The 21,319-nt window shown below is 72.6% G+C and carries 18 protein-coding genes; 11 read left to right on the top strand and 7 right to left on the bottom strand.

What is annotated here, in order from left to right; translation table 11 throughout:
- Nucleotides 1-37: 37 nt before the first annotated feature.
- The 4 genes from WMF31_RS35680 to WMF31_RS35665 form a co-directional block, all read right to left on the bottom strand.
- A complete protein-coding gene (locus WMF31_RS35680) occupies nt 38-1,765 on the bottom strand; it encodes a CotH kinase family protein (protein ID WP_436606217.1) in 1,728 nt (575 codons plus the stop codon).
- Nucleotides 1,766-2,126: 361 nt separating this feature from the next.
- Nucleotides 2,127-3,551, bottom strand: coding sequence for a M20 family metallopeptidase (locus tag WMF31_RS35675; protein WP_436606216.1), 1,425 nt, complete (start codon nt 3,549-3,551; stop codon nt 2,127-2,129).
- A gap of 335 nt (nt 3,552-3,886) precedes the next feature.
- Nucleotides 3,887-4,090, bottom strand: coding sequence for a 2-hydroxymuconate tautomerase (locus WMF31_RS35670; RefSeq protein WP_436606215.1), 204 nt, complete (start codon nt 4,088-4,090; stop codon nt 3,887-3,889).
- Nucleotides 4,091-4,185: 95 nt separating this feature from the next.
- Nucleotides 4,186-4,860: a DUF542 domain-containing protein gene (locus WMF31_RS35665; RefSeq protein WP_436606214.1), complete on the bottom strand. Its 675-nt coding sequence runs from the start codon at nt 4,858-4,860 to the stop codon at nt 4,186-4,188.
- Nucleotides 4,861-4,894: 34 nt separating this feature from the next.
- Between WMF31_RS35665 and WMF31_RS35660 the strand changes: the two genes are divergently transcribed.
- The 3 genes from WMF31_RS35660 to WMF31_RS35650 are packed head-to-tail and all read left to right on the top strand — an operon-like array spanning nt 4,895 to nt 5,921.
- The gene (locus tag WMF31_RS35660; RefSeq protein WP_436606213.1) at nt 4,895-5,221 is read left to right on the top strand and encodes a helix-turn-helix domain-containing protein; all 327 of its coding nucleotides are present in this window, start codon (nt 4,895-4,897) and stop codon (nt 5,219-5,221) included.
- Nucleotides 5,218-5,496, top strand: coding sequence for a hypothetical protein (locus WMF31_RS35655; protein ID WP_436606212.1), 279 nt, complete (start codon nt 5,218-5,220; stop codon nt 5,494-5,496). The genes WMF31_RS35660 and WMF31_RS35655 overlap by 4 nt, the downstream gene beginning before the upstream one ends.
- Nucleotides 5,493-5,921, top strand: a complete 429-nt coding sequence (locus WMF31_RS35650) for a hemerythrin domain-containing protein (protein WP_436606211.1) — start codon at nt 5,493-5,495, stop codon at nt 5,919-5,921. The genes WMF31_RS35655 and WMF31_RS35650 overlap by 4 nt, the downstream gene beginning before the upstream one ends.
- 84 nt (nt 5,922-6,005) lie before the next feature.
- Here the strand turns inward: WMF31_RS35650 and WMF31_RS35645 are convergent, their stop codons facing one another.
- Together WMF31_RS35645 and WMF31_RS35640 are read right to left on the bottom strand one after the other, a co-directional pair.
- Nucleotides 6,006-8,444 (bottom strand): substrate-binding domain-containing protein, encoded by a 2,439-nt coding sequence (locus WMF31_RS35645; RefSeq protein WP_436606210.1) that lies wholly within the window; start codon nt 8,442-8,444, stop codon nt 6,006-6,008.
- A gap of 257 nt (nt 8,445-8,701) precedes the next feature.
- Entirely contained in the window at nt 8,702-10,282 is a 1,581-nt protein-coding gene (locus WMF31_RS35640; RefSeq protein ID WP_436606209.1) for an AbgT family transporter, read from the bottom strand.
- Between the two features lie 633 nt (nt 10,283-10,915).
- Here WMF31_RS35640 and WMF31_RS35635 point away from each other — a divergent pair.
- From WMF31_RS35635 to ilvE, 7 genes are all read left to right on the top strand, one after another.
- Nucleotides 10,916-12,448 carry a S28 family serine protease gene (locus WMF31_RS35635; RefSeq protein ID WP_436606208.1) on the top strand — a complete coding sequence of 511 codons (1,533 nt, stop codon included), beginning with the start codon at nt 10,916-10,918 and terminating at the stop codon, nt 12,446-12,448.
- A gap of 129 nt (nt 12,449-12,577) precedes the next feature.
- Nucleotides 12,578-13,486, top strand: a complete 909-nt coding sequence (locus tag WMF31_RS35630; RefSeq protein ID WP_436606207.1) for a PhzF family phenazine biosynthesis protein — start codon at nt 12,578-12,580, stop codon at nt 13,484-13,486.
- 210 nt (nt 13,487-13,696) lie between these two features.
- Nucleotides 13,697-15,040, top strand: a complete 1,344-nt coding sequence (locus tag WMF31_RS35625) for a S41 family peptidase (RefSeq protein ID WP_436606206.1) — start codon at nt 13,697-13,699, stop codon at nt 15,038-15,040.
- 503 nt (nt 15,041-15,543) lie between these two features.
- A complete protein-coding gene (locus tag WMF31_RS35620) occupies nt 15,544-16,182 on the top strand; it encodes a peroxiredoxin (RefSeq protein WP_436606205.1) in 639 nt (212 codons plus the stop codon).
- A gap of 256 nt (nt 16,183-16,438) precedes the next feature.
- Nucleotides 16,439-17,413: a DUF2167 domain-containing protein gene (locus WMF31_RS35615; RefSeq protein ID WP_436606204.1), complete on the top strand. Its 975-nt coding sequence runs from the start codon at nt 16,439-16,441 to the stop codon at nt 17,411-17,413.
- A gap of 196 nt (nt 17,414-17,609) precedes the next feature.
- Nucleotides 17,610-18,323: an IclR family transcriptional regulator gene (locus WMF31_RS35610; protein ID WP_436606203.1), complete on the top strand. Its 714-nt coding sequence runs from the start codon at nt 17,610-17,612 to the stop codon at nt 18,321-18,323.
- Nucleotides 18,324-18,327: 4 nt separating this feature from the next.
- Nucleotides 18,328-19,212: a branched-chain-amino-acid transaminase gene (ilvE, locus tag WMF31_RS35605; RefSeq protein ID WP_436606202.1), complete on the top strand. Its 885-nt coding sequence runs from the start codon at nt 18,328-18,330 to the stop codon at nt 19,210-19,212.
- 1 nt (nt 19,213) lies between these two features.
- On the opposite strand, the gene WMF31_RS35600 is transcribed toward ilvE, so the two are convergent.
- Nucleotides 19,214-20,125: a LysR family transcriptional regulator gene (locus tag WMF31_RS35600; protein ID WP_436606201.1), complete on the bottom strand. Its 912-nt coding sequence runs from the start codon at nt 20,123-20,125 to the stop codon at nt 19,214-19,216.
- 603 nt (nt 20,126-20,728) lie between these two features.
- Between WMF31_RS35600 and WMF31_RS35595 the strand changes: the two genes are divergently transcribed.
- Nucleotides 20,729-21,235: a hypothetical protein gene (locus WMF31_RS35595; protein ID WP_436606200.1), complete on the top strand. Its 507-nt coding sequence runs from the start codon at nt 20,729-20,731 to the stop codon at nt 21,233-21,235.
- Nucleotides 21,236-21,319 lie beyond the last annotated feature (84 nt).

The following is a 21,319-nucleotide window of genomic DNA, read 5'->3' as shown; positions in this document are numbered from 1 at the left end:
CCTGATGCTCGCGGCGCCGCTCCCCGAATGACCGCGATCAGTCCCGGAGTCCAGCGCCCGGCTCTTCGCCGCCTGCGCCCCCGGCGCCCGGGCCCTCGCCGCCCGCGCCCCCGGCGCCCGGACCCTCGCCGCCTGCGCCTGCGCTGCCCGGGTCCTCCCCGCCCGCGCCCCCGGCGCCCGGGTCTTTCCCGCCCTCGCCGCCCGCGCCCGGGTCTTCCCCGCCCGGGCCTCCACCGCCCGCGCCGCACTCCGGGGGATAGGCGCAGTAGCCGCCGCAATCGACGAGGGGAGGCATGCAGAGCTGCGGCTGCTCACGGTTGCTCTCCAGCTCCGCCGGCAGCGCCTCGATGCGCTCCGTGAGCCAGGCGTCCAGAGAGCGGTATCGCTCCTCGTCGCCCGGACGGAGCATGCCCTCGTCCGACAGCTCATCGTAGATGCCCTTCAGCACCGCGCTGGGGTCCAGCGCGGCGAAGTCCTCGATCACCCCCTCGCACGCCGCGATCGTGTCGTCCCAGCAGGCCGGATCGCTCTGGCATCCGCGCGCCAGCGCGCTCGTGCCGGGCAGGGGGACCTGCGCGTACCAGCTTTGCCCCAGGCTGATGTCGACCGAGTACGGCAAGTACTGGAACAGACCGTCGGCCCGCTCGACCAGCACGACGTTGTTGCTGTTGTGGATCGTGTCGTCCCCGGTGGCGAGCACCCACGACAGGCACTGGAACCGATGGAAGGCCGGCCAGTCGATCCAGCTCGCGAGCGCGTCCTTGAACCCCTCGCCGTGCGGCGTGTCGGCGATCGTCTCCTCGAGCTCCTTCACGCGGGTGTTGTCACACGTCTTGAGCTGGCAGCTCCCCGGATCGTCGAAGACGCTGCCGCCGACCGGGAACACGTCGAGCGGGATCGGGCCGCCCCACGGGTCGTTGCCGGCGAAGTCCCCGGCGAACTCCCACATGTTGGCGCAGCCACCGCCGAGCTTGCTCTCGAGGCGCTCGCAGAACCCCCTCTTGTAGCGCTCGACCACGATGTAGGGGATGGACACCTCCGGCCCCCAGACGTTGCTCGAGACCCAGGCGTAGCCGGCCAGGGGAGCCGGATAATCGAGGCGAGCGTAGAGCTCGAGCGCGAGGCGCTCGCGGAAGATGCTGCCGACCTGGCCGTTGTTGAAGCGCAGGTGCTCGAAGCCGCCGAGCCGTTGCTTTTCGACGAACTCGTCCGTGTCGATGTTGAGGTTGGGGATCGTGCGCTTCGTCCAGGGCCGCATCGTCGACTGTCCGGCGACCCCCACCTGGACCTTGCCGTAGTCGGCCGTCTTGCCCTCGGCGCCGGCCGTGGTCACCCACAGGTGATCCACGAAGGTCGCGTCCTCCCCGGTCGGTGAATAGATGTCTCCGGATCCCGGCATGCCGGGGATCCCGATTCCGCTGCTCCCTTCGTTCATGATCTCGAGCTGCTCTTCCGGGACAGCGAACCAGTAGCGGTTCCCGAGGGTGCCGAAGACGTCGAGCGCGAGATCCGTCACCTCGGTGTCCGCGACGGGCGCTCCCGGGTACTCCTCTCCGGGCGCGCCGCCGGCGCCCCCGGCCCCCCCGGCGCCGCCGGTCCCGCCCTCCTCAATCGTATAATAGTAGTTGTGGTAATTGTCTGGCTCATCGGCGCAGCCCGCCAGGAAGGCGACAGACGGGGCGGCGCAGAGGGCGAGCAGGGAAATCGCTCGCGTGCGGAGCGACCTTGACCGAACAGAAGGACGAGACGGTAGCTGACTGGACATGGTGGCGTGACCTTTCCGCGACACGTCCCTGGCCCATGGCAAGAATCGCACCGTTCACGGTAAACCGCATGACCGCCCAGGCGTCGATGCCCTGGAGCCCGGTCCGCCGTGCAGGCCCGGTGAGGTCTTCGAGGAGCGCAGCCCCTTCGCCCCGCAGGTCGGTGGACGCGCGGTAAGCGGCCCCTCATGACACCGGGATCAGATCCTGGCACAAACAGCGCTCGCGGATCCATCCGCCTCGCGGACGGAGGCGGGGGTGGGCGCCCTCCTCCTTTTGCGGTGTGGGACGGCGCGGAGGCGGGCGCCCCGAGCGCGCCGCCCCTCGCCGCCGCGCCCCCGGGCACGCCGCCGCGGCGCCGCGTCAGCGCGCCCGCGCGGCGTGGTCGGCGAGCACGCTCGCGACGCAGCAGGTCAGCTTCTTGCCCATGCCGAGGTGCAGGAACTCGTTGGGCCCGTGCGCGTTCGACTGCGGCCCGAGCACGCCCGTGATCAGGAACTGCGCCTCCGGGAACTTCTGCCCCAGCATCGCCATGAACGGGATCGTCCCGCCCTCGCCGATGCCCATCGCGGGCCGGCCGAAGTACGTCCGCGAGGCCCTGTTCACCGCCTCTTCCAGCCACGGCGCCGTCGCCGGCGCGTCCCACCCGGCCGACGGCTCGGTGACGTGGAACCGGACCTCCGCGCCGTAGGGCGGATCCTCCTCCAGGACGCGCTTCAGCGCGGCCGCCGCCGCCCTCGGGTCGACGCGCGGCGGGATGCGCACCGAGAGCTTCGCCCTCGTGAACGGGCGCAGCACGTTGCCCGCGCCGGCCACGGGCGGCAGGCCGTCGGCGCCGGTCACGGAGAGCGCTGGCCGCCACGTGCGGTTCAAGAGCAGCTCCGCGACCTCGTCGGTCACGGGGCGGCCGCCCTGCACCCACGGCAGCTCGCTCACCACCGTGGGGCCCAGCACCCCGGCCGCGGCCCGCGCCTGCGCCGCGCGCTCCTCCGGGATCTCGACGTGCAGCGCGTCGACGAGCACGCGCCCGGTCCGCTCGTCCTCGATGCGCGACAGGAGCTGCCGCAGGATCCGGAAGCTCGAGGGCACCACGCCGCTGCCCACGCCCGAGTGCACGCCCTCGCGCAGGATGCTCACCTCCAGCGTGCCCTGGACGAGGCCGCGGAGCGAGGTCGTGATCCAGAGCTGGTCGTAGTTGCCGCAGCCGGAGTCGAGGCACACGACCAGGCTCGGCTTGCCGATGCGACCGGCGAGCGCGTCGATGTAGGCCGGCAGATCCGGGCTGCCGCTCTCCTCGCACCCCTCGATGAGCACCACGCAGCGCGCGTGCGGCACCCCCTGCTCGTGCAAGAGGCGCAGGGCGGCGAGCGAGGCGAAGCTCGAGTAGCCGTCGTCGGCGCCGCCGCGGCCGTAGAGCCGGTCGCCCTCGCGCACCGGCTCCCACGGGCCGAGCCCCTGGCGCCAGCCGACCATCTCGGGCTGCTTGTCGAGGTGCCCGTAGAGGAGCACCGTGTCGTCGCCCGTGCCCGGCACCTCCATCAGGATCACCGGCGTGCGCTGGTCGAGGCGGACCACCTCCACCGTGAGCCCGGGGATCGGCTGCGCCTTGCACCACGCCTCGACGAGCGACGTGGCCCTGTCCATGTGGCCGTTCTCGCGCCAGGCCGGGTCGAAGGCGGGCGACTTGTTGGGGATGCGGATGTAGTCGTGCAGCGCGGGGACGATCTCCCGCTCCCAGCAGCCCTCGCATGACGCGATGACTTCGCTTTCGTTGAGCTTCGCCGACATGGACCTCTCCAGGGGGTGAGAACGGGGCGGCTCGTGGACGGACGGCCGCGGACGTCACGGCAGGAGGCCCGCAGGTTGTAACACCGCGCGGGGGCGCGGCGAACGCTCTTCAGAAGAGCCGTCCCCCGCGCGCCTCGCGCTCGCCTGTCGCGGCCGGGGGCGGCCGGTCGCGGCGGTCGCGAGCGCGCTCCTGCCAGGCGGCGACGGCCCGCGCTCGCTCCGCCACGACGGCGCGGCGGCCGAGGTCGAGGCGGTCCGGGCGGCCGGGGGCGCAGCGCTGCCCTGCGCTGTCGAACGCGACGCCGTTGACGCCGTCGCGTCGCTCGCACGGGGGGCTACCGTGGATTCTGCTTCTTCCAGTCGTCGGTCAGCAGGCCGGAGAACCCCCAGTCCTCCTCCGCGATCTCCTGGATGACGATATGAATGTGCTCCGGCTTCTTGCCCAGAGTTCGAACCAGCGAATCGGTGATGTCCTTCACGATCTGAGCCTTCTGCTCTCGCGAGGCGCCCCTTGTGATCTGAACATTCACGTACGGCATCTATCCATCCTCGACTTCCGTGGGCACGTCTCCGCTGGCCGAGCCGATGCGCGCGCGACCGGCCCAGCGCCGCCGCCTCGCCGCGTCGCGCCCGCTCATCGACCGAAGCGCGGCGCGAGGACGTGGTTCTCCAGGTGAACGTGCCGGAAGGTGTCCTGCTCGATCGCCTGGAGCTCGCCGAACAGCGCGCGATAGCTGCCGCAGGCCCAGTCGGGCAGCGCGAAGTCGTCGCTCGCGTCACGAAGGGTCTCGAGGAGCTTCGCCACCGCGAGGTGCTCCTCGCGCATCGCCGCGAGGGCGCGCGCCGTCTCCGGGTCGACGTCCGCGCCGGCGGAGCGGAGCGCCGGGAACAGGTTCGCCTCCTCGTCGTCGAGGTGCGCGAGCAGGGCGTCCGAGAGCTCGCCCACGGCGCCGTCGAGGGCGCGCAGCTTCGGGTTGCGCTCGCCGTGGACCCGCGCGACCTTCGCCGCGAGCGCGCGCACGAAGGGCAGCGCCTTTCGCAGGTACGCGTGGTGCTTGCCCACGATGTGGTCGATGAGCGCGGGCGTCGAGGCGTCGCGCATCGCGTCCGGCGCGGCGCCTCGCCGCTCCGCGATGGCTCGCTCGAGCTGCCCCAGGAGCGCGGGGAGCTCGACCCCGCGCTCCCTGGCGGCCCGCTCCAGGCTGAGCTCCCCGCGGCAGCAGAAGTCGATTCGGTGCTGCTGGAAGACCTGGGCGCACTCGGAGTGGTCGAGGACGATGTTGGCGACCGATTGGGCTGGGCTCAGCATGGTGGACCTCCTGTCGTCCGTGTGAGCAAGGCGCGTGCCGGACGCTCGTCGCGCACGGATCTGCCCGGTTTCGCGCTCGAAATCGCGGCGCGCGACCGGCGCGCGGAGCGACGCCGAGGACCTCCCGGAGGAGCTGCTCGCGCAACCGTCGCCGCCCGGCGCACGCCTTGCGCTCCGGTCGCGCGCGGACGTCGAGCGAGAGCGCCTCCTCGGCGTCCTCGATGCCTCTCGCGGCTCCCAGGCGGAGGCCGCGCGCGTGCTGGGATCGGGCGCAACGCGCCCTCGCGCGAGCTGCGCGAGGACAGCGCGAGTTTTTGGCACGTGTCCTGCCACATCCTCTCGTGAAAGGAGTCGCCCATGATCTCGACCCAGCTCGCCCACCACCTGTCGCTCGAGGTGTCGTGCCCCGCGTGCCCGGAGACCTACGCGGTCCCGCTCGACGCCGTCGAGCAGAGCCAGTGCCACCTCGACGAGCACGGGCCCTGCTCCGGAATGGCCATCCACGAGTGTCCGACCCCGTACCTCGCGTCGCTCGCGCCTCGAGAGGCGATCGCGCACCTGCATGAGGCGGTCGCCGCGGAGCTCACGCGCTGGGACGACGACGGCGGCGCGCCGCGGGGACCGGAGCCGTCGTGAAGCGCGACCGGCGGCTCCGCGGCCTGTCCTCCGAGCACCACCACGCCCTCGTCCTGGCCCGCGCCGTCGAGCGGCAGATCGACGCCTGGTCGACGTCGGACGGCGCGCGCCTCCGCGACCGGTTCGATCGGCAGCTAGAGCCCCACTTCTTCGCGGAGGAGCAGGTCCTGCTGCCCGCGCTGCGCGCCGCGGGCCGGCCCGACCTCTGCGAGCGCGTCGAGCGCGACCACGCCCGCCTGCGACGCGCGGTCACGCTGGCATCGGCGGGCGACGCGAGCGCCGCGCGGGCCTTCGGCGCGGAGCTCGCCGAGCACGTGCGCTTCGAGGAGCGGGACCTGTTTCCCGCGTGCGAGTCGCTCCTCGCCGGCGAGATCCTCGACGAGGTCGCGCGCCGCGCGCCCGGCGAAAGTTCGCCCGATTCGTGACCCTCTCGGTCGCGGGAGGCGGCGCCCCGCGGACGTCTGACCTCGCCCGCCGCGCGCCTGACCAGCCCGCCCGCCCGCCGCCGCTCAGCCGCGCCGGCCGACGCCGCGGCCGCGGGTCCTGGCCAGCGCGTAGCGGAAGCCGCGCGCCAGGTTGGGCTGCGTCACCATCGAGCCGACGTCGAGGCCCTGATCGACCATCGTCTGCGCGGCGTCCGGCCTCAGGCCGACGAGCACCGCCTCGGCCCCGAGCAGCGCGGCCGCCTGCGCCGCCCGGACGAGCTGCGACGCCGCCGCCGCGTCCACGACCGCCATCCCGGTGACGTCGATCAGCACGATCCGCGCCCCCTGCGCGTCGATCGCCCGCAACATCGACTCGATGAAATGGCTCGAGCGCTGGGCGTCCATGACGCCGATCACGGGCATCACCAGGATGCCCTCCGCGATCGGCACGACGGGGCTCGAGAGCGCGCGGATCGTCTGGAGCATCGACTCCCGCTGCACGCCGGCGCGCTCGAGCGCCGCGCTCCGCTCGGAGATCCGGCGGAACAGCCGGGCGTTCTCGATGCCGACCGCCGCCGTGCCGGAAACGCGGACGAGGAACGACACGTCGCCTGGCCCGCACGCCTGCCGCCGGTCGCTGCTCAGGACGAGGGCGCCGAGGGCGCTGCCCCGGGCCTGCAGGGGCAGGACGACGACCGTGCGCGCGCCGGCGTGGGCCGGGGGCAGGGCGGCGTCCGCGCGCCCGTCGCCGTCGGCCGGGTCGAGCACGAGCGGGCGACCCGCCTCGATCGCGCGGCCCACGGGCGAGCGCGCCGGGATCGCGACCTGGTCCTCGACGACGGAGCGCTCGGGCGGCGAGAGGCCGATCAGCAGGATCTCGGCGGGATGCGCGGCGGCCAGGGGCCGAGCGTCCTGCCCGCTCGCGGCCCGGCGGGCCGCGTCGAGCGTGAGATAATCGGCCAGCGGCGTGGACCACGGCGTCCGCTCGAGGGTGACGCAGTCGACGCCGGTGTGGAGGACGCGCGAGGGCGGCAGCTCCGCGAGGATCGGCGCGATGCCGCGCATCATCATGCGATGGATCACCTCGACGGCGCGGAAGCCCATGTCGTACTCGCGCTGGACGATCGTCGCGTGGATCGTGCCCTGCCGGAGCAGGGCGACCGTGCTGGCGATGAGATCGAACCCGATGATCTTGAGATCGCCGCGCCGGCCGAGCTGGCTCGTCGCGAGGCCCCAGGAGGGCCCGTTGTCGGCGGCGGCCCCGAACGCGCCGCCGATGTCCGGCCGCGCCCTGAGCGCCGCGGCGGCGAGCCTCGTCCCGGCCGCCAGATCCCAGTCGCACGCGGTGGTCGGCAGCACCGTGAGATTCGACCCGAGGGTCGCGGCGCGGAAGCCCTCGACGCGCTCGCGGGCGTTCAGCGCGAGCTCGACGGGGCCGAGGGGCGCGACGACGCCGCCGCCGGGGAGCAGCCGCAGCATCATCTCGCCCGCCATCCGGCCCGCCGCCACGTTGTCGGTGCCGATGTACAGCGGCGCCAGGCTGCCCGGCACGGGCGGCGTGTCGATCACGACGACCGGGATGTCCGCCTCCGCCGCCCGCCGGAACCCCTCCTCGACGATGTCGGGCGTGCAGGGCGCGATGACGATGCCGGGCACGCGCCGGTCGATCGCGTCGTCGAGCAGCTCGCTCTGAGAGCCCGCGCCGTACCCGCCGCCGCCGGTCCGGAAGTCCACGCTGAGGCCCAGATCGCGCCCGGCGCTGGCGGCGCCGGCGTGAACGTTCTGCCAGTACGTCGTCGGCTCGGACCGCGGGGCCCGGTACACGCGGGCGCGGCGGTCCCCCCCCGCGCCCGCGGCGCGCTCTCCGGGGGCGTCGTCCTCGAGCAGCCAGAGCTCCACGGTCTTCCAGTCCGGCTCGAGCTGCACGCTCCGGATCCCGTGGGCGATGGTCTCGATGAGGTGATGCAGCTCGACGGTGGTGCCCACCGCGTTCAGCATCCGCTCGAACAGGCGGATCTCCTGCGCCGATCTCGCCTTGTCGTCATAGAGCCTGTTGCGCTCCAGCGCGTCCGCGGCGGCGTCCGCGAAGACCTCGATGAGGGCGCGGCGGTCCTCGTCCGGAGGCTCCAGGGTCGGCTGCTCGACGGCGAGGTAGCCCACCGGCTCGCCGCCCAGCGAGATGGGCGCGATCAGCACGCCGGCGCCTTCAGGAACGGCGCCGTCGAGCTCGATCGCGGAGGGCAGGTTCGCGCGGTACCACGCGCGCGCATCGACGACGCGGGGCCCCCGCGCCGCCTCGAGCGCCGCCTCCGGGGTGAGCGGGCCGCGCGCGCCGTCGGGCTCCACGGCCGCCGAGCGCCGCGGCAGGGGAGGAGGCGTCGCGCCGAACCCGGCCAGCGCTCGAGCCACGAGGCGCTCGCCCTCGCGGAGGAACACGCCGCCGCGCGGCGCGCGCGGTGGGACGGCCATGGCCCGACGCGCGATCTGCTGCAACACGGCAAGGAGGTCGGGCACCTTGAGCATGCGGTTCGTTCGGGGAGGCCGTCACGGAGCGTGGCGAGCCGGCTCAGCAAGCGCGAAGAGGCGCTCCTCTGTCAAGGACGCTCTCTTCGCCTGCGACGGTAACGAGAGCAGCGGTCGGTCAGGATCGCGGCGCGCCTAGAGCCCCTCGAGCGCGGTCAGGCCGGATCGGCTGCCTTGTGGATGGAATATTCTCTTCCAGTGCGAATGTGCACGCTCAGGGCGAGGGGGCGCTCGTGACGAGACCGCACGGGGGGCGGTCAGGGGTAGACGTAGGGCGCGTCCAGCCCGAGCGGGAGCCCGAGCTGCCAGTAGACGAGGAGAAACAGGCTCCACGCGGTGAGGAAGGTGAGGGAATAAGGCACCATGAGCGCGACGAGCGTGCCGATCCCCGTGCTCTTCACGTACTTCTGGCAGAAGACCACGACCAGGGGGAAATAGACCATGAGCGGCGTGATGATGTTCGTGGTCGAGTCCCCGACGCGATAGGCCGCCTGGGTGAGCTCCGGCGAGATGCCGAGCGACATGAGCATGGGCACGAGGATCGGGGCGAGCAGCGCCCATTTGGCCGACGCGGAGCCGATGAGGAGGTTCACCGCCGCCGTGAGCAGGATGGCGCCCACGATGGTCACCGTGCTCGGGAGCGCCATGGCCTTGAGCGCCCCGGCGCCCTTGAGCGCCAGGAGCGCGCCGAGGTTCGACTTGTTGAAGAGATAGATGAACTGGGCGGCGAAGAAGGCCATGACCAGGTAATAGGCCATGGTGCTCATCGTCTTGCTCATGCCGCCGATCACGTCGCGGTGGCTCTTGAAGGCGCCGGACGCGTAGCCGTAGACCAGCCCCGGGACGAGGAAGAACAGGAAGATGAGCGGCACGATCGCGCGCATGAGCGGCGCGGCGCTGGCCGTGAGCTCCCCGCTCGGCGCGCGCAGCGGCGAGGACGCGGGCGCGCTCGCCGCGACGAGCGACGCGACGCAGGCCAGGAGGGCCCCGAGGCCCAGCCAGAGCGCGCGCGCCTCGCGCGGCGTGAGCGCCGCCATGCGCTGCGGCTCCTGCTCCGGCTCGGGCGCGGCGTCGACGGGCGTCCGGGCGAGGCGCGGCTCGATCACGCGATCGGTGATGAACCAGCCGAGCCCCATGACGAGCAAGCTGGAGGCGCTGCAGAAGAACCAGTTGCAGAGCGGGTTGACGGCGCGCTCCGGGTCGAGGATGCCGGCGCCGGCCTGGGTCAGGCCCTGGAGCAGCGGGTCGAGGCTGGACGGGATGAAGTTGGCGCTGAAGCCGCCGGAGACGCCCGCGAACGCGGCGGCGATGCCGGCGAGCGGGTGCCGGCCGGCGGCCTGGAAGATGACGGCGCCGAGCGGGATGACGAGCACGTAGCCCGCGTCCGCGGCGGTGTGGCTCACGATGGCCACGAGGATCAGCATCGGCGTGAGCAGCGCTCTCGGCGTGATCGCGAGGAGCTTTTTCAGGCCGGCGTTGATGAACCCGGAGTGCTCGGCGATGCCGACGCCGAGCAGCGCCACGAGCACCACGCCCAGCGGATGGAAGCCCGTGAAGGTCGGGACCATGGCCGAGAGGAACTCGGTGATGGCCTTGCCCGAGAGCTGGCTCTGGACCTGGATCGGCTGCTTGGTCCGGGGGTCGATCTCGGCGAACTGGAGGGGCGCGAGCGCCGCGGACAGGACCACGACCACGGCGGCGAGCACGACGAAGAGCAGCGCCGGATCGGGCAGCCTGTTGCCCGCCTTTTCGAGGGCGTCGAGGGCGCGGCTCGCCCATCCGGCCGGGGCGCGGGGCAGGGGCGGGGGCGGGGATTGCTCCGGTTGCTTGCTGGACATGCCAGCATCTTAAAGCGACGGCGCCCGGGGCGGAGCGGGTTCCGACGTGGGCGGGCGGTGAGCGGGTAGAGAGAGGGCGGCGCGGGCGATAGCCCTGTTCCGTTCCGGGGCGCTCCGTTCTGGGCTGTGGCGCTTCGGGCGTCGTTGCCTGGCTCGGTCCGGTTGTACGGGAAAGGTCTCGCCGGGCTGCCCGGCCCGAGGAGAGGGGGGCGTCGCGCGCGGCGAGGCCCCGCCGAACTCGCCTGAGCCATCTCTCCTCCGGCGCTGCCGGAGGAGAGATGGTCAACGGGCTCAGACACGGCCCGTCCCCACCGCGCGCGACGCCCCCCTCTCCTCGGGCCTACCGTGGACTCCCGTTCAACCAGCGCAGGGATTGGCACCCTCCGAGACGAACAGGGGCTCCTGTCTGCAGCACGAGGAGAACGGCGTGAGCGTGCGGAGCCAATCTCGACAGGGCTCGTCGCGATCCGAGAGCTCAGCATCTGCCGGGGATCCCTCGCCGGATATGCCGAGGACTCCTCGCCGGCCTCCGAGGGGGGCACGCATGGAATACGCACGTGGATTGGCGTCCAGCGCCCACGTTCTGCTCGATCCCGATCGCGCTGAGTGCCCCCTGGTATAGCTTCCGCCGCCATGCGCACGCCTCTCCTCGTATGGCTCACCATCCCCCTGCTCTCCTCGTCGATCGCCGCCTGCGGAGACGACGCCGGGAGCGGCCCGCTCTCAGGCATGGGCGGCGCAGGCGGCGCCGCAGAAGACAGCGGCGCCGCCGCAGAGGGCGCAGGAGGCGCCGTGGAGGACGGCGGCGGCGCAGGCGGCGCCGCGGAGGGCGCAGGAGGCGCCGCGGAGGGCGGCGTGGAGGCGGCCGGCGCGGGAGACCTCGTGGAGCAGCTCAGGGCCATCCCGGGCCTCACCGTCGAGGAGCAGGACTCGGACCTTCCAGGCTATCGCTATCTCGTGATGGAGATCGAGCAGCCGGCAGATCACGGCGAGCCCGACGGGGCGCGGTTCCAGCAGCGCCTGGTGCTCCATCACCGAGATCCCGCCGCGCCGGTGGTGCTCGTCACCGAGGGATACTCCATCTACCCGGAGTCCCAGTGGCTCGACGAGCCCGCCGAGCTGCTCGCCGCCAACCAGATCCGGGTCGAGCACCGCTTCTTCACCCCCTCTCGCCCCGCGCCCGCAGACTGGTCGATGCTCACCATCGAGCAGGCCGCCGCGGACCTGCACCACGTCATCGCGTCGATCCGGCCTCTCTACCAGGGCAAATGGATCTCCACCGGCGTGAGCAAAGGCGGGATGACCTCGGTCTATCACCGCCGCTTCTTCCCCGCCGACGTGGACGGCACCGTGGCCTACGTGGCCCCGCACAGCCTCGGGGGCCCCGACCCGCGCTACCTCGATTTCGTGGCCGAGCGCGGCGAGCCGGCGTGCCGGAAGGCCCTGCAGGACTTCCAGCGCGAGGCGCTGCTGCGGCGCTCGGCCATGGTGGAGCGCATGGAGGACGAGGCCGCGAAGGAAGGCTTCGCCTACGATGTCCTCGGCGTCGAGCGGACCCTGGAGGTCGCTGTGCTCGATACCGTCTTCTCCTTCTGGCAGTACCAGCGCGCGAGCCTGTGCGCCGACGTCCCGACCGCCGCGTCGAGCGACGAGGAAGTCTGGGCCTTCCTCGAGGAGGTGGCCTCTCCCTCGCTGTGGTCCGACCCCTACCTCCTCGCGTTCGAGCCGTACCACTGGCAGGCGGCGACGCAGCTCGGCTATCCGGGCGTGGCAGAGGCGCACCTCGCCGACCTCCTGAAGCACCCGGGCACCGACGTGCCTCCGGCGTTCGTCCTGTCCGGCCCCGGCAAGACCCCGGCCTACGATCCCGGCGCGATGCAGGACGTCTCCCGCTGGCTCACCTCCGAGGGCGAGCGGTTCCTCTTCATCTACGGCGAGAACGACCCCTACACGGCCGCGGCCTTCGAGCTCGGGCAGGCGCGGGACGCGCACCGCTTCATCGCGCCGGAAGGAAACCACGGCGCCGTCATCGGCGAGCTCGCGCCCGCCGATCGGGAGCAGGCCCTGAAGGCGCTGGAAGCCTGGACCGGCGTCGCGCCGAGCCCGCACGCCCCGACGTCGCTCCGGAGGCCGCTCCGGGATCCGCGCTGGAGGATGCGCCTGTAGGGGGCAAGCCCCTCTCACCCCCCGGCCCGGGCGGCGCCTCATGGGAGTGAGCGCGTGGCGCGCGGCCGTCAGGTAGAATCGCCGGGTCCCCCCGTCGACCTGTCGACCTCCGCCCGCGAGAGCACCGCCATGATCGCCAACGCGCCTGCCGACGCCCGCCTCGCCCGCGCCTTCGTCGACGCCAGCGGGCATGGCGGCAATCCCGCCTGGGTGCTGCCAGTGGGGGCGAGAGGCGATCTCGAAGCGGCCCTCTCCTCGGCGCGCGCGCTCGCCCGCGCGACCGGGGTGGAGGTGACGCTCGAGGCCGCGGGGAGGGACTTCCGGTTCCTGGTGCCCGACGGAGAGCTGAGCTTGTGCCTCCACGGTCTGCTGGCCGGGCTGGCGCTCGCCCGCGGTCAGGGCCGCCTCGGCGAGGACGATCGACCCTCGACCGTGACGACCCCCTCGGGGGAGCTCCTGGCCCGGGTCCGGTCGGTGGACCAGGCGACGTTCGCCGTGTCGGTGGGGCTCGGGCCGCAGGCGCTCGCGCCGCTGGATGCGGGCGGCGAGCGCCGGGCGGCGCTGGCCGCCGCCCTCGGCCTCGCCCCGGCCGACCTGCCCGGGCGGCTGTGGAACGCCGGCGGCGCGCGCCTCAAGACGCTGATCCCCCTGGCGCGGCGGGAGCAACTCGCGGCGATCTCCGTCGATCCGGCGGCCGTGGACCGCATCGCTCCCGCGCTGGGCAGCACCGGGCTGTATGCCTTCGTCGTCGAGCGCATCGAGGGAGATGGCGCGCACATCGCCGTCCGCCACTTCCCGGCGGGCATCGGCCTCGTCGAGGACCCGGCGACGGGCGGCTCGGCCGCCGCGCCGGCCCTGTGGCTCGTGCGCGCAGGCGGGCACGCGAGGCTCGCGCGCCTGACCATCGCCCAGGGCGACGACATGGGGCGGCCGTGCCGCCTCTCGGTCGAGCGGTCGGGCGACGACGATCTCCGTGGCTGGCAGGTCGGGGGCCGCGTCGCCCTGGAGCCTCCTCCGGGCGAGGAACGGCGAGGATGACGGGCTGACGACGGGGCGCTGCGCGCCACCGGGCAGGCCGTCGTGGACACTCACCACGTCGGATCCCGGTCCTCCGGACAGGGCCGCACGTCCCGCGGCGTGCGCCGGACTGGCCCCATTTCCAGCGGCGGCGGCCGCGGGCCGGGGGCGCGGCGACGCGGCCGCGCGGGGCGTTGCCTGCCCTCGCCGTTTCGTGCTGTTCTGCTCGATATGATGGCTTCCTGGCGCACGGCCCTCCCCCCTTGTCTCCTCGTGCTGACGGCCGCCGCGGCCGCGGGCTGCTCGACCTCGGTGGAGCGCGATCAGGCGCAAGCGGCCGACGACTGCTCGACGGTGGGACAGAACCGGTTCCTGTTCGAGCTGATGAAGGACGTCTATCTCTGGCACGACCTCGTGCCCGACGTGGCGTACGAGGATTACCCCTCTCCCGAGGCGCTGCTCCAGGACCTCGTCCACGAGGAGCGCGATCGCTGGAGCTACATCATGAGCAAGAGCGATCAGGAGGCGTATTACGACGAGGCGCGCATGCTCGGGTTCGGCTTCCGGTGGATGTTCGACGAGGAGGACAGCGTCCGGTTCGCGATGATCTACCCCGGCTCGCCGGTGAGCGAGGCGGGCCTGCGCCGGGGCGACAGGGTGCTGGAGATCAACGGGCTCACGATCGACCAGATCGCGAAGGACGACCTGTGGGAGGAGGTGAGCGGCCCCGACGAGGAAGGCTACGAGATGACGCTGACGATCGAGCGCGCCGGCGCCGAGGTCTTCACGAGCGCCGTTCGAAAGGCGTGGTTCACCCTCACCTCCGTGCTGAGCCCGCGGGTCGTGCAGGCCGGGTCCAGGAAGGCCGGCTACTTCATGCTCACGAGCTTCGTCGAGCCCACGAGGGCAGAGCTCGACAGCGCCTTCGCGATGTTCCGGGAGGAGGAGATCGAGGATCTCATCCTCGACCTGCGCTACAACGGCGGCGGGCGCCTCGACGTCGAGCGGCACCTCGCGAGCCTGATCCACCAGCCCGAGCAGGTGGGCGCGCTGCTCGACCTCACCACGCACAACCAGCGGCACCGCGAGTGGGACAAGCAGACCGTGTTCGAGGAGCTCGACCAGGTCCCCGCCGTGTCGCGGCTGGTCGTCATCACGTCCGGCGGGACGGCCTCCGCGAGCGAGGTGCTGATCAACAGCCTGCGTCCGTACCTGGACGTCACGCTCGTCGGCTCGACGACCCACGGGAAGCCCGTCGGCATGTACGGCTGGCATCACTGCGACAAGACGATCAACCCGATCGCGTTCCGGGTGGTCAACGCGGACGGAGAGGGCGACTACTACGACGGCATGGCCCCCGACTGCGTCGCCGAGGACGCGCTCGGGGCGGAGCTCGGCGACGCGAGCGAGGCGTCCCTCGCCGAGGCGCTGCACGTCCTCGAGCACGGGGCCTGCTCGGCCTCCGCGGCGCCCGCCGGGGCGGGCGAGCGGCGCGCCGTGCTGAGCGAGCGGCGCGCCGCCCCGCGACGCGAGATCCCCTGGCGCGGCTTCCGGCGCGAGGTCGGCGCGCTCTGAGCGCGGCGCCGGGCGGGCGCACCTCGCGGCGCTCACGTCCAGGAGATGGCTGCACGGCGGGGCAGCCGGCGCCGAGCGCGCCATCAGTGCTGCGCGATCACGCCCAGCATCTCGAACGGAGATGTCGTCTCACGCCCCCGCGCGGCGCCTCTACATTCTCAGTATTCTGGCCGCGCGTGCTTGATCGCGAGCGCTGCGCGTGGCGGCGCGATCCTCTCGCGAGGTGGGCTCCGCGCCTCAAGGATTTGCGGCGCTCCCCCGAGAGGACGAGCCTACTGCGCTTCCACGGCGAGCGGCGCCAGCGCGTGGCCGAGCACCTCCGCCGGCCGCCGGACCCCTCCGCGCCGGCGCGGCGCGGGCCCTGTTCGCGCCCCTGCAGGGGCGGTCGGCCCGGCTGCGCGGCGTCAGCGCCCGGGACGCAGCGAGCGGCTTGACACCCTGCCCATCATGACAGACAGTCCTCCAGCATAACGGACGAACCATCGTTTCAAGGAGGAACCGCCATGAGCCTGCAACTCGGCAGCATCGCACCCGATTTCGAGCAAGCTTCCACGGAGGGGACCATCCGGTTCCACGAGTGGGCCGGGAGATCGTGGGTCATCCTGTTCTCCCACCCGAAGGACTTCACGCCGGTCTGCACGACGGAGCTCGGCGTGGTGGCGCAGCTCAAGCCGGAGTTCGACAAGCGCGGCGTGAAGCCCATCGCCCTCAGCGTCGATGACGTCGACTCGCACAAGCGCTGGACCGTGGATATCGAGGAGACGCAGCGCACGAAGCTGAACTATCCGATCCTCGCCGACGTGGACCGGAAGGTCTCGACCCTTTACGGGATGATCCACCCGCAGGCGAGCGACACGCTGACGGTCCGCTCGGTGTTCATCATCGACCCGAACAAGAAGATCCGCTTGACGCTCACCTATCCGGCGAGCACCGGGCGCAATTTCGACGAGCTCCTGCGCGTCATCGACTCGCTCCAGCTCACGGACGACCACGCGGTCGCGACGCCCGCCAACTGGAAGGACGGCGACGAGGTGGTGATCGTCCCCTCGATCCAGGACCCGGAGGTCCTCGCGCAGAAGTTCCCGAAGGGCTACAACGCGGTCCGGCCCTACCTCCGCCTCACCCCGCAGCCCAACCGCTGAGGCGATGAACGACACGCCCCCGCGCCGCGGCGCGAGGGCGCACGGCGACCCGGCGCGCCGGGCGAGGCGCCGCCGGGCCGCGAGGTCCGGGGCGGCGCGGCGCGCGAGCGCACGCCGCCCCGGACCTCGCCGCGCTTGAACCCTCCTGAGCGTTCTGATGTAATGACCGGAACATTCCGGAGACGGCAGGATGTCCGTCTGGAGGGGAGGAATCGTGTCGCGACGCCGGTCTGTCTGGATTGCTGCGGGAGTCGTTGTGCTCGGTCTCGGCGCGCCCGCGGTGGGCGTCGTCGCCCCCGCGCCGGCCGCCGCCGAGGAGCAGCCCGCCGCGCCGGGCGCCGCCGCGCCGGCGGGCGCCGCTTTCGCGGGGACGGCTGCGCCCGGGCAGCCGGGGGGCGCGGAGCAGGAGCCGACCGCGGCGGAGATCGCCGCGGCGATGCAGCGGTTCGATGCCGGGCTGAACCTCCGGAGCGGGAAGGTGACGGTCGGCGACGACCTGGCCGAGCTCGACGTGCCGGAGGCCTTCCGGTTCACGGGCCCCGAGGGCGCCGAGAAGGTGCTCATGGCCTGGGGCAACCCGCCCGGCTCGGAGGCGCTCGGCATGCTGTTCCCGGCCGGCGTGAGCCCGATCGCCGACGACTCGTGGGGGGTCGTCATCAGCTACGTGGAGGAGGGCCACGTCGAGGACGACGACGCGAAGGAGATCGACTTCGGCGAGCTCCTGGCCGAGATGCAGAAGGAGACCAGCGAGGAGAACCCGGAGCGAAAGAAGGCGGGCTTCCCGGCGGTGCGCCTCGTCGGCTGGGCCGAGCCGCCGCACTACGACGCTGCGACGAGGAAGCTGTTCTGGGCCAAGGAGCTCGAGTTCGAGGGCAACGAGGACCGCACGCTCAACTACTCCATCCGCGTGCTCGGGCGCAAAGGCGTGCTCGAGCTGAACGCGGTCTCCGGCATGAAGCAGCTCGCGACGGTGCGGAGCGAGATGCAGCGCGTGCTCGGCTTCGTCGAGTTCAAGCCCGGCAACCGGTACGAGGACTTCAATCCGGACATCGACCAGGTCGCCGCGTACGGCATCGGCGCCCTGGTCGCTGGCAAGGTGGCGGCCAAGGCGGGGCTGTTCAAGGGGCTGCTCGCCTTCCTGCTCGCCAGCAAGAAGCTGGTCATCGCGGGCCTCTTGGCGGCCGTCGGCGGCGCCAAGGTGATCTGGGACAGGGTCCGCGGCCGCGCCTAGAGCACCGATTGCGTTGAACGAGCGAGAGCTCAACCGCCAAGGACGCCAAGGAGAGAATCAATTCTTGGCGTCCTTGGCGCCTTGACGGTTCAGAAGACCCCACCTTCAGCCAAGGTACCCCACCACCCAGCCGAGCTCGGCCTGGACGGCGGCTCCGGTGTGGGCTATACCAGAAATCGGAACGCGATTCCGAATAATGGAACGGTCTGGAACGGTCGACAAGGCGGTGCGCGCCCTCGAGGCGCTGCGCTCGAGCGGCGGCGTCGCGTCCCTCGCGGAGCTCGCGGAGCGCCTCCGCATGCCCAAGGCCACGCTGCACCGGCTGCTCGCGTCGCTCGCCGCGCACGCGCTGGTCGAGCAGGACGGGGAGGGGCGCTACCGGCTCGGCGTCGGCCTCATCCGGCTCGGCCTCGGGGCCCAGGCGATCGACGCGGTCGCGCGCGTGGCCAGGCCCGAGCTGGAGCGGGCGGCGGCCGCCTTCGGCGAGACGTTCTTCCTCGTCGCCGCGCGCGGGGGGCGGCTCGTCGTGCTCGACAAGGCCGAGGGCACGGGGCTGCTCCGCGCGGCGCCCACCGTCGGCGCCGAGGTCCCGGTCGACGTCACGGCGAGCGGCCGGCTCTACCTCGCGCACGCGCCCGAGCTCGTGGGCGCCGCGGCCGCGGGCCGCGCCGCGCCGCGGGCCGTGCAGGAGGCCAGGCGGCGCGGCTACGACATCAACGAGGCGGAGTGGATCGACGGGCTCACCGTGATCGCGGCCCCGGTGCTCGCGCACGGCGCCCTCCACGGCTGCATCGCCTGCGCCGCGGCGGCGCCCAGCCTGCGCGGCGAGCGCCTGGACGCGGCGGTGCGCCACACGCGCGACGCCGCCGGGCGCGTCGCGCGCTCTCTCGAGGGGGGGACCAGGAGGTGACGGCATGAAGACATGGATCGATGGGCGGATCGTCGACGCGGCGGACGCGACCGTGAGCGTGACCGACCACGGGCTGCTCTACGGGGACGGCGTCTTCGAGGGCATCCGGGTCGCGGCCGGGAGGCTCTTCCGGATCGAGCATCACCTCGCGCGGCTCACGCTCGGCGCGAAGGCGCTCGGCCTCGCCTTGCCGCGCCCGCCCGGCGAGCTCCGCGACATCATCGAGCAGACCGTGCGCGCCCACGGCGAGCGCGAGGCCTACGTCCGCCTCGTGGTGACGCGCGGCGTCGGCCCGCTCGGCGTGGACCCCACGACCTGCGAGCGCCCCGGGCTGTTCTGCATCGTCGGCTCGATCCGCCTGTTCAGCGAGGAGCAGCGGCAGCGCGGCCTCGCGCTCATCACGTCGAGCCACCGCCGGCCCAGCGCCGACGCGCTCGACATGCGGGTCAAGAGCCTGAACTACCTCGGCTCCGCGCTCGCGAAGCTCGAGGCCCGGCAGCGCGGCGCCGACGACGCGCTGCTGCTCAACGCGCACGGCCACGTGGCCGAGGCCAGCGTGGCCAACGTGTTCGCGCTGCGCGGCGACGTGCTCTCCACGCCGCCGGCGACCGACGGCTGCCTCGAGGGCATCAACCGCGCGGCCGTCCTGGAGATCGCGCGCAGCATCGGGCTCGAGGTCCGGGAGCGCTCGCTCGGGCGGCTCGACTTCCTCGGCGCCGACGAGGCGTTCCTGACGGGCTCGGGCGCTGGCATCCTCGCGATGCGGAGCCTCGACGGGCGCGTCATCGGCAGCGGGGAGCGCGGCCCCGTCACCGCCCGCCTCGCGTCGCTGCACCGGCGGCTCGCCGAGCGCGAGGGGACCGAGCTCATCCCGGCGCAGGCCCCGTGAGTCAGCACTCGCGGGCGATCTCCGCGAAGAGCCCGCGCAGCCAGGCGTGCGCCGGGTCCTTGGCCTGCCGCTCGTGCCACACCTGATCCAGCGAGAACCCCCCGAGCTCCACGGGGGGCTTCATGATGCGCAGCGCCTCCATCTCGGCGAAGGCGCGCGCGATGCGCGCCGGCACGGTCAGGACCAGATCGGTCTGGGCGACGATGAGCGGCGCCACCAGGAAATGGGGGATCTGCAGCGCCACGCGGCGCGTGAGCCCATGCTCGGCGAGGACCTCGTCGACCCGGCCGCCGCCCTCGCCGCGCGGGCTGATGAGCGCGTGCGGCAGGCTCGCGTACGCCCTGAGGGTGAGCTTGCTGCGCACCACGGGGTGATCCCTCCGCACGACGCACAGGTAGGTCTCCTCGAGGAGCCTTTGCCGGTAGAACCCCGCGGGCACGGAGGGAAACAGGCCGATCGCCAGATCGATCTTGCCGGTCTCCATGGATCCGAACATCTCGCTGTCGTAGGGGCGCGCGATCAGGTCGACGTTGGGCGCGTCGGAGAAGAGCTTTTGCACGAGCCGCGGCAGGAGGATGAGCTCCACGTAATCGACCGTGGCGAGGGCGAACGAGCGGCGCGCCGTCGCGGCGTCGAAGCGGGCGGGGCGCGCGACCGTCGTCTCGATCTGGGCGAGGGCCGCGCGGATGGGGCCGATGAGCTCCTGGGCGCGGGGCGTCGGGATCATCCCCCGCGCCGTGCGGACCAGGATCGGATCGTCGATCAGCGCGCGCAGGCGCCCGAGGGCGTGGCTCATCGCCGACTGGCTCAGCCCGACGCGGGCCGCTGCGCGCGTGACGCTCCCCTCCGCCAGGAGCGCGTCGAAGACGACGAGCAGGTTCAGATCGATCGAGGCAAGATGCAAGGGATGCATGGGCCCCATGCTAATTATGAGTTGGAGACGCGCCATCGGGGGACCTACACGTTGGCGGCATAACGGTCATGAAGAGACCCGCGTGGGCCCGCCGCTGGTCAGCCGCAACTCTGGGCATCCGGGTATCCGGGCATCCTCCCGACCGCCATGGGATCACCCGGCCACCGGAGCGGTCGCCTCGCCGCGGCCACGGAGCGCGGCGTCCGCCTCCAGGGGGAGGCGTCCTCGCCTGAGGTCGCACCCAGGGTGCTGATCGAGCCTCTCGAGCGCGTCGGGCCGCGATCCTCCTTGAAACGCCACGTCGCCCCTCGGAGCTGTGCTGCTGGTTGCATCGAAGTCTTGATGTGCTTGGTTGCGTTCACTAGGTGACCGCCCGCGCTGACACGCCCCGCGCGCGGGCTCCCCCTCCGGATCGCCTCGCCTCCGTGCGGCAAGGGCGACCCTCGTTGCACAGGAGCGAACGATGAGCCTCCGCCGGGCTCGACGGTGCATGAGCGTCAGGGCCGGCCGGTCCGCGTCGCCGCCTGCCCGGCCCGCCTCGGTCGCGCTCGCGCGCGCCGGCGACGAGCACAGAAAGCGACAGCAACAGGAAGAGGAAACTCCATGCCAAGCTCGAAGCTCCGCGCCCCGATCCTCGGCCCCCTGCTGGCGTCGGTGTTGCTCACGTCGTGCGCTCGTCCGGGGGGAGACTCGGAGGGCGATTCGGCTGCGGCGAGCGCGATCGCCGTCGAGGAGCGACTCGCCGCCTGCGATCAGGATCCGCGCGTGATCGCCGGGCTCATCGAGAGGGAGGTCTGCGCGGGGGCAGACCTCTACTTCCGCGAGGTGTCCCGGGGCCAGGGGCGCCGTTGCGGATCCTGCCATCCGGTCGAGGACACCTCCACGATCGCGCTCCCTTTCCTCGACGCGCTCCTCGAGGCGAGCCCGCTCGACGCCCTTTTGTTCCTCCTCGACCAGGAGCCGGAGCCGGCCGACCTCGAGGTGGACGAGCGGAGCGATCTCGGCCTGGTACGGGAGCGCATCCGCGGCGCCGGAGGGGCTTTGCTACACCCCCGCGCCGGGGGTTTCGCGACGTTCGTCAGAGAGAGGCTCGAGCATCAGGCTCGATGAGCGAGCCACCGAGGAGCCGCCAGAGGCCCCCAGGATACGATGCTGTTCCTGGCGTCCTGGCGTCCTGGCGTCCTGGCGGCGCGA

This window comes from Sorangium sp. So ce1036, from assembly GCF_051369805.1.
Lineage (GTDB): Bacteria > Myxococcota_A > Polyangia > Polyangiales > Polyangiaceae > Sorangium > Sorangium cellulosum_F.
The sequence above is the reverse complement of the archived record's forward strand: the minus strand, read 5'-3'. Positions and strand labels throughout refer to the sequence as shown.

Coding starts and splice junctions, on each gene's coding strand:
- WMF31_RS35680 (WP_436606217.1), bottom strand. CDS start 1,765: ATGTCCAGTCAGCTACCGTCTCGTCCTTCTGTTCGGTCAAGGTCGCTC.
- WMF31_RS35675 (WP_436606216.1), bottom strand. CDS start 3,551: ATGTCGGCGAAGCTCAACGAAAGCGAAGTCATCGCGTCATGCGAGGGC.
- WMF31_RS35670 (WP_436606215.1), bottom strand. CDS start 4,090: ATGCCGTACGTGAATGTTCAGATCACAAGGGGCGCCTCGCGAGAGCAG.
- WMF31_RS35665 (WP_436606214.1), bottom strand. CDS start 4,860: ATGCTGAGCCCAGCCCAATCGGTCGCCAACATCGTCCTCGACCACTCC.
- WMF31_RS35655 (WP_436606212.1), top strand. CDS start 5,218: ATGATCTCGACCCAGCTCGCCCACCACCTGTCGCTCGAGGTGTCGTGC.
- WMF31_RS35645 (WP_436606210.1), bottom strand. CDS start 8,444: ATGCTCAAGGTGCCCGACCTCCTTGCCGTGTTGCAGCAGATCGCGCGT.
- WMF31_RS35640 (WP_436606209.1), bottom strand. CDS start 10,282: ATGTCCAGCAAGCAACCGGAGCAATCCCCGCCCCCGCCCCTGCCCCGC.
- WMF31_RS35635 (WP_436606208.1), top strand. CDS start 10,916: ATGCGCACGCCTCTCCTCGTATGGCTCACCATCCCCCTGCTCTCCTCG.
- WMF31_RS35630 (WP_436606207.1), top strand. CDS start 12,578: ATGATCGCCAACGCGCCTGCCGACGCCCGCCTCGCCCGCGCCTTCGTC.
- WMF31_RS35625 (WP_436606206.1), top strand. CDS start 13,697: ATGATGGCTTCCTGGCGCACGGCCCTCCCCCCTTGTCTCCTCGTGCTG.
- WMF31_RS35620 (WP_436606205.1), top strand. CDS start 15,544: ATGAGCCTGCAACTCGGCAGCATCGCACCCGATTTCGAGCAAGCTTCC.
- WMF31_RS35610 (WP_436606203.1), top strand. CDS start 17,610: ATGGAACGGTCTGGAACGGTCGACAAGGCGGTGCGCGCCCTCGAGGCG.
- ilvE (WP_436606202.1), top strand. CDS start 18,328: ATGAAGACATGGATCGATGGGCGGATCGTCGACGCGGCGGACGCGACC.
- WMF31_RS35600 (WP_436606201.1), bottom strand. CDS start 20,125: ATGCATCCCTTGCATCTTGCCTCGATCGATCTGAACCTGCTCGTCGTC.
- WMF31_RS35595 (WP_436606200.1), top strand. CDS start 20,729: ATGCCAAGCTCGAAGCTCCGCGCCCCGATCCTCGGCCCCCTGCTGGCG.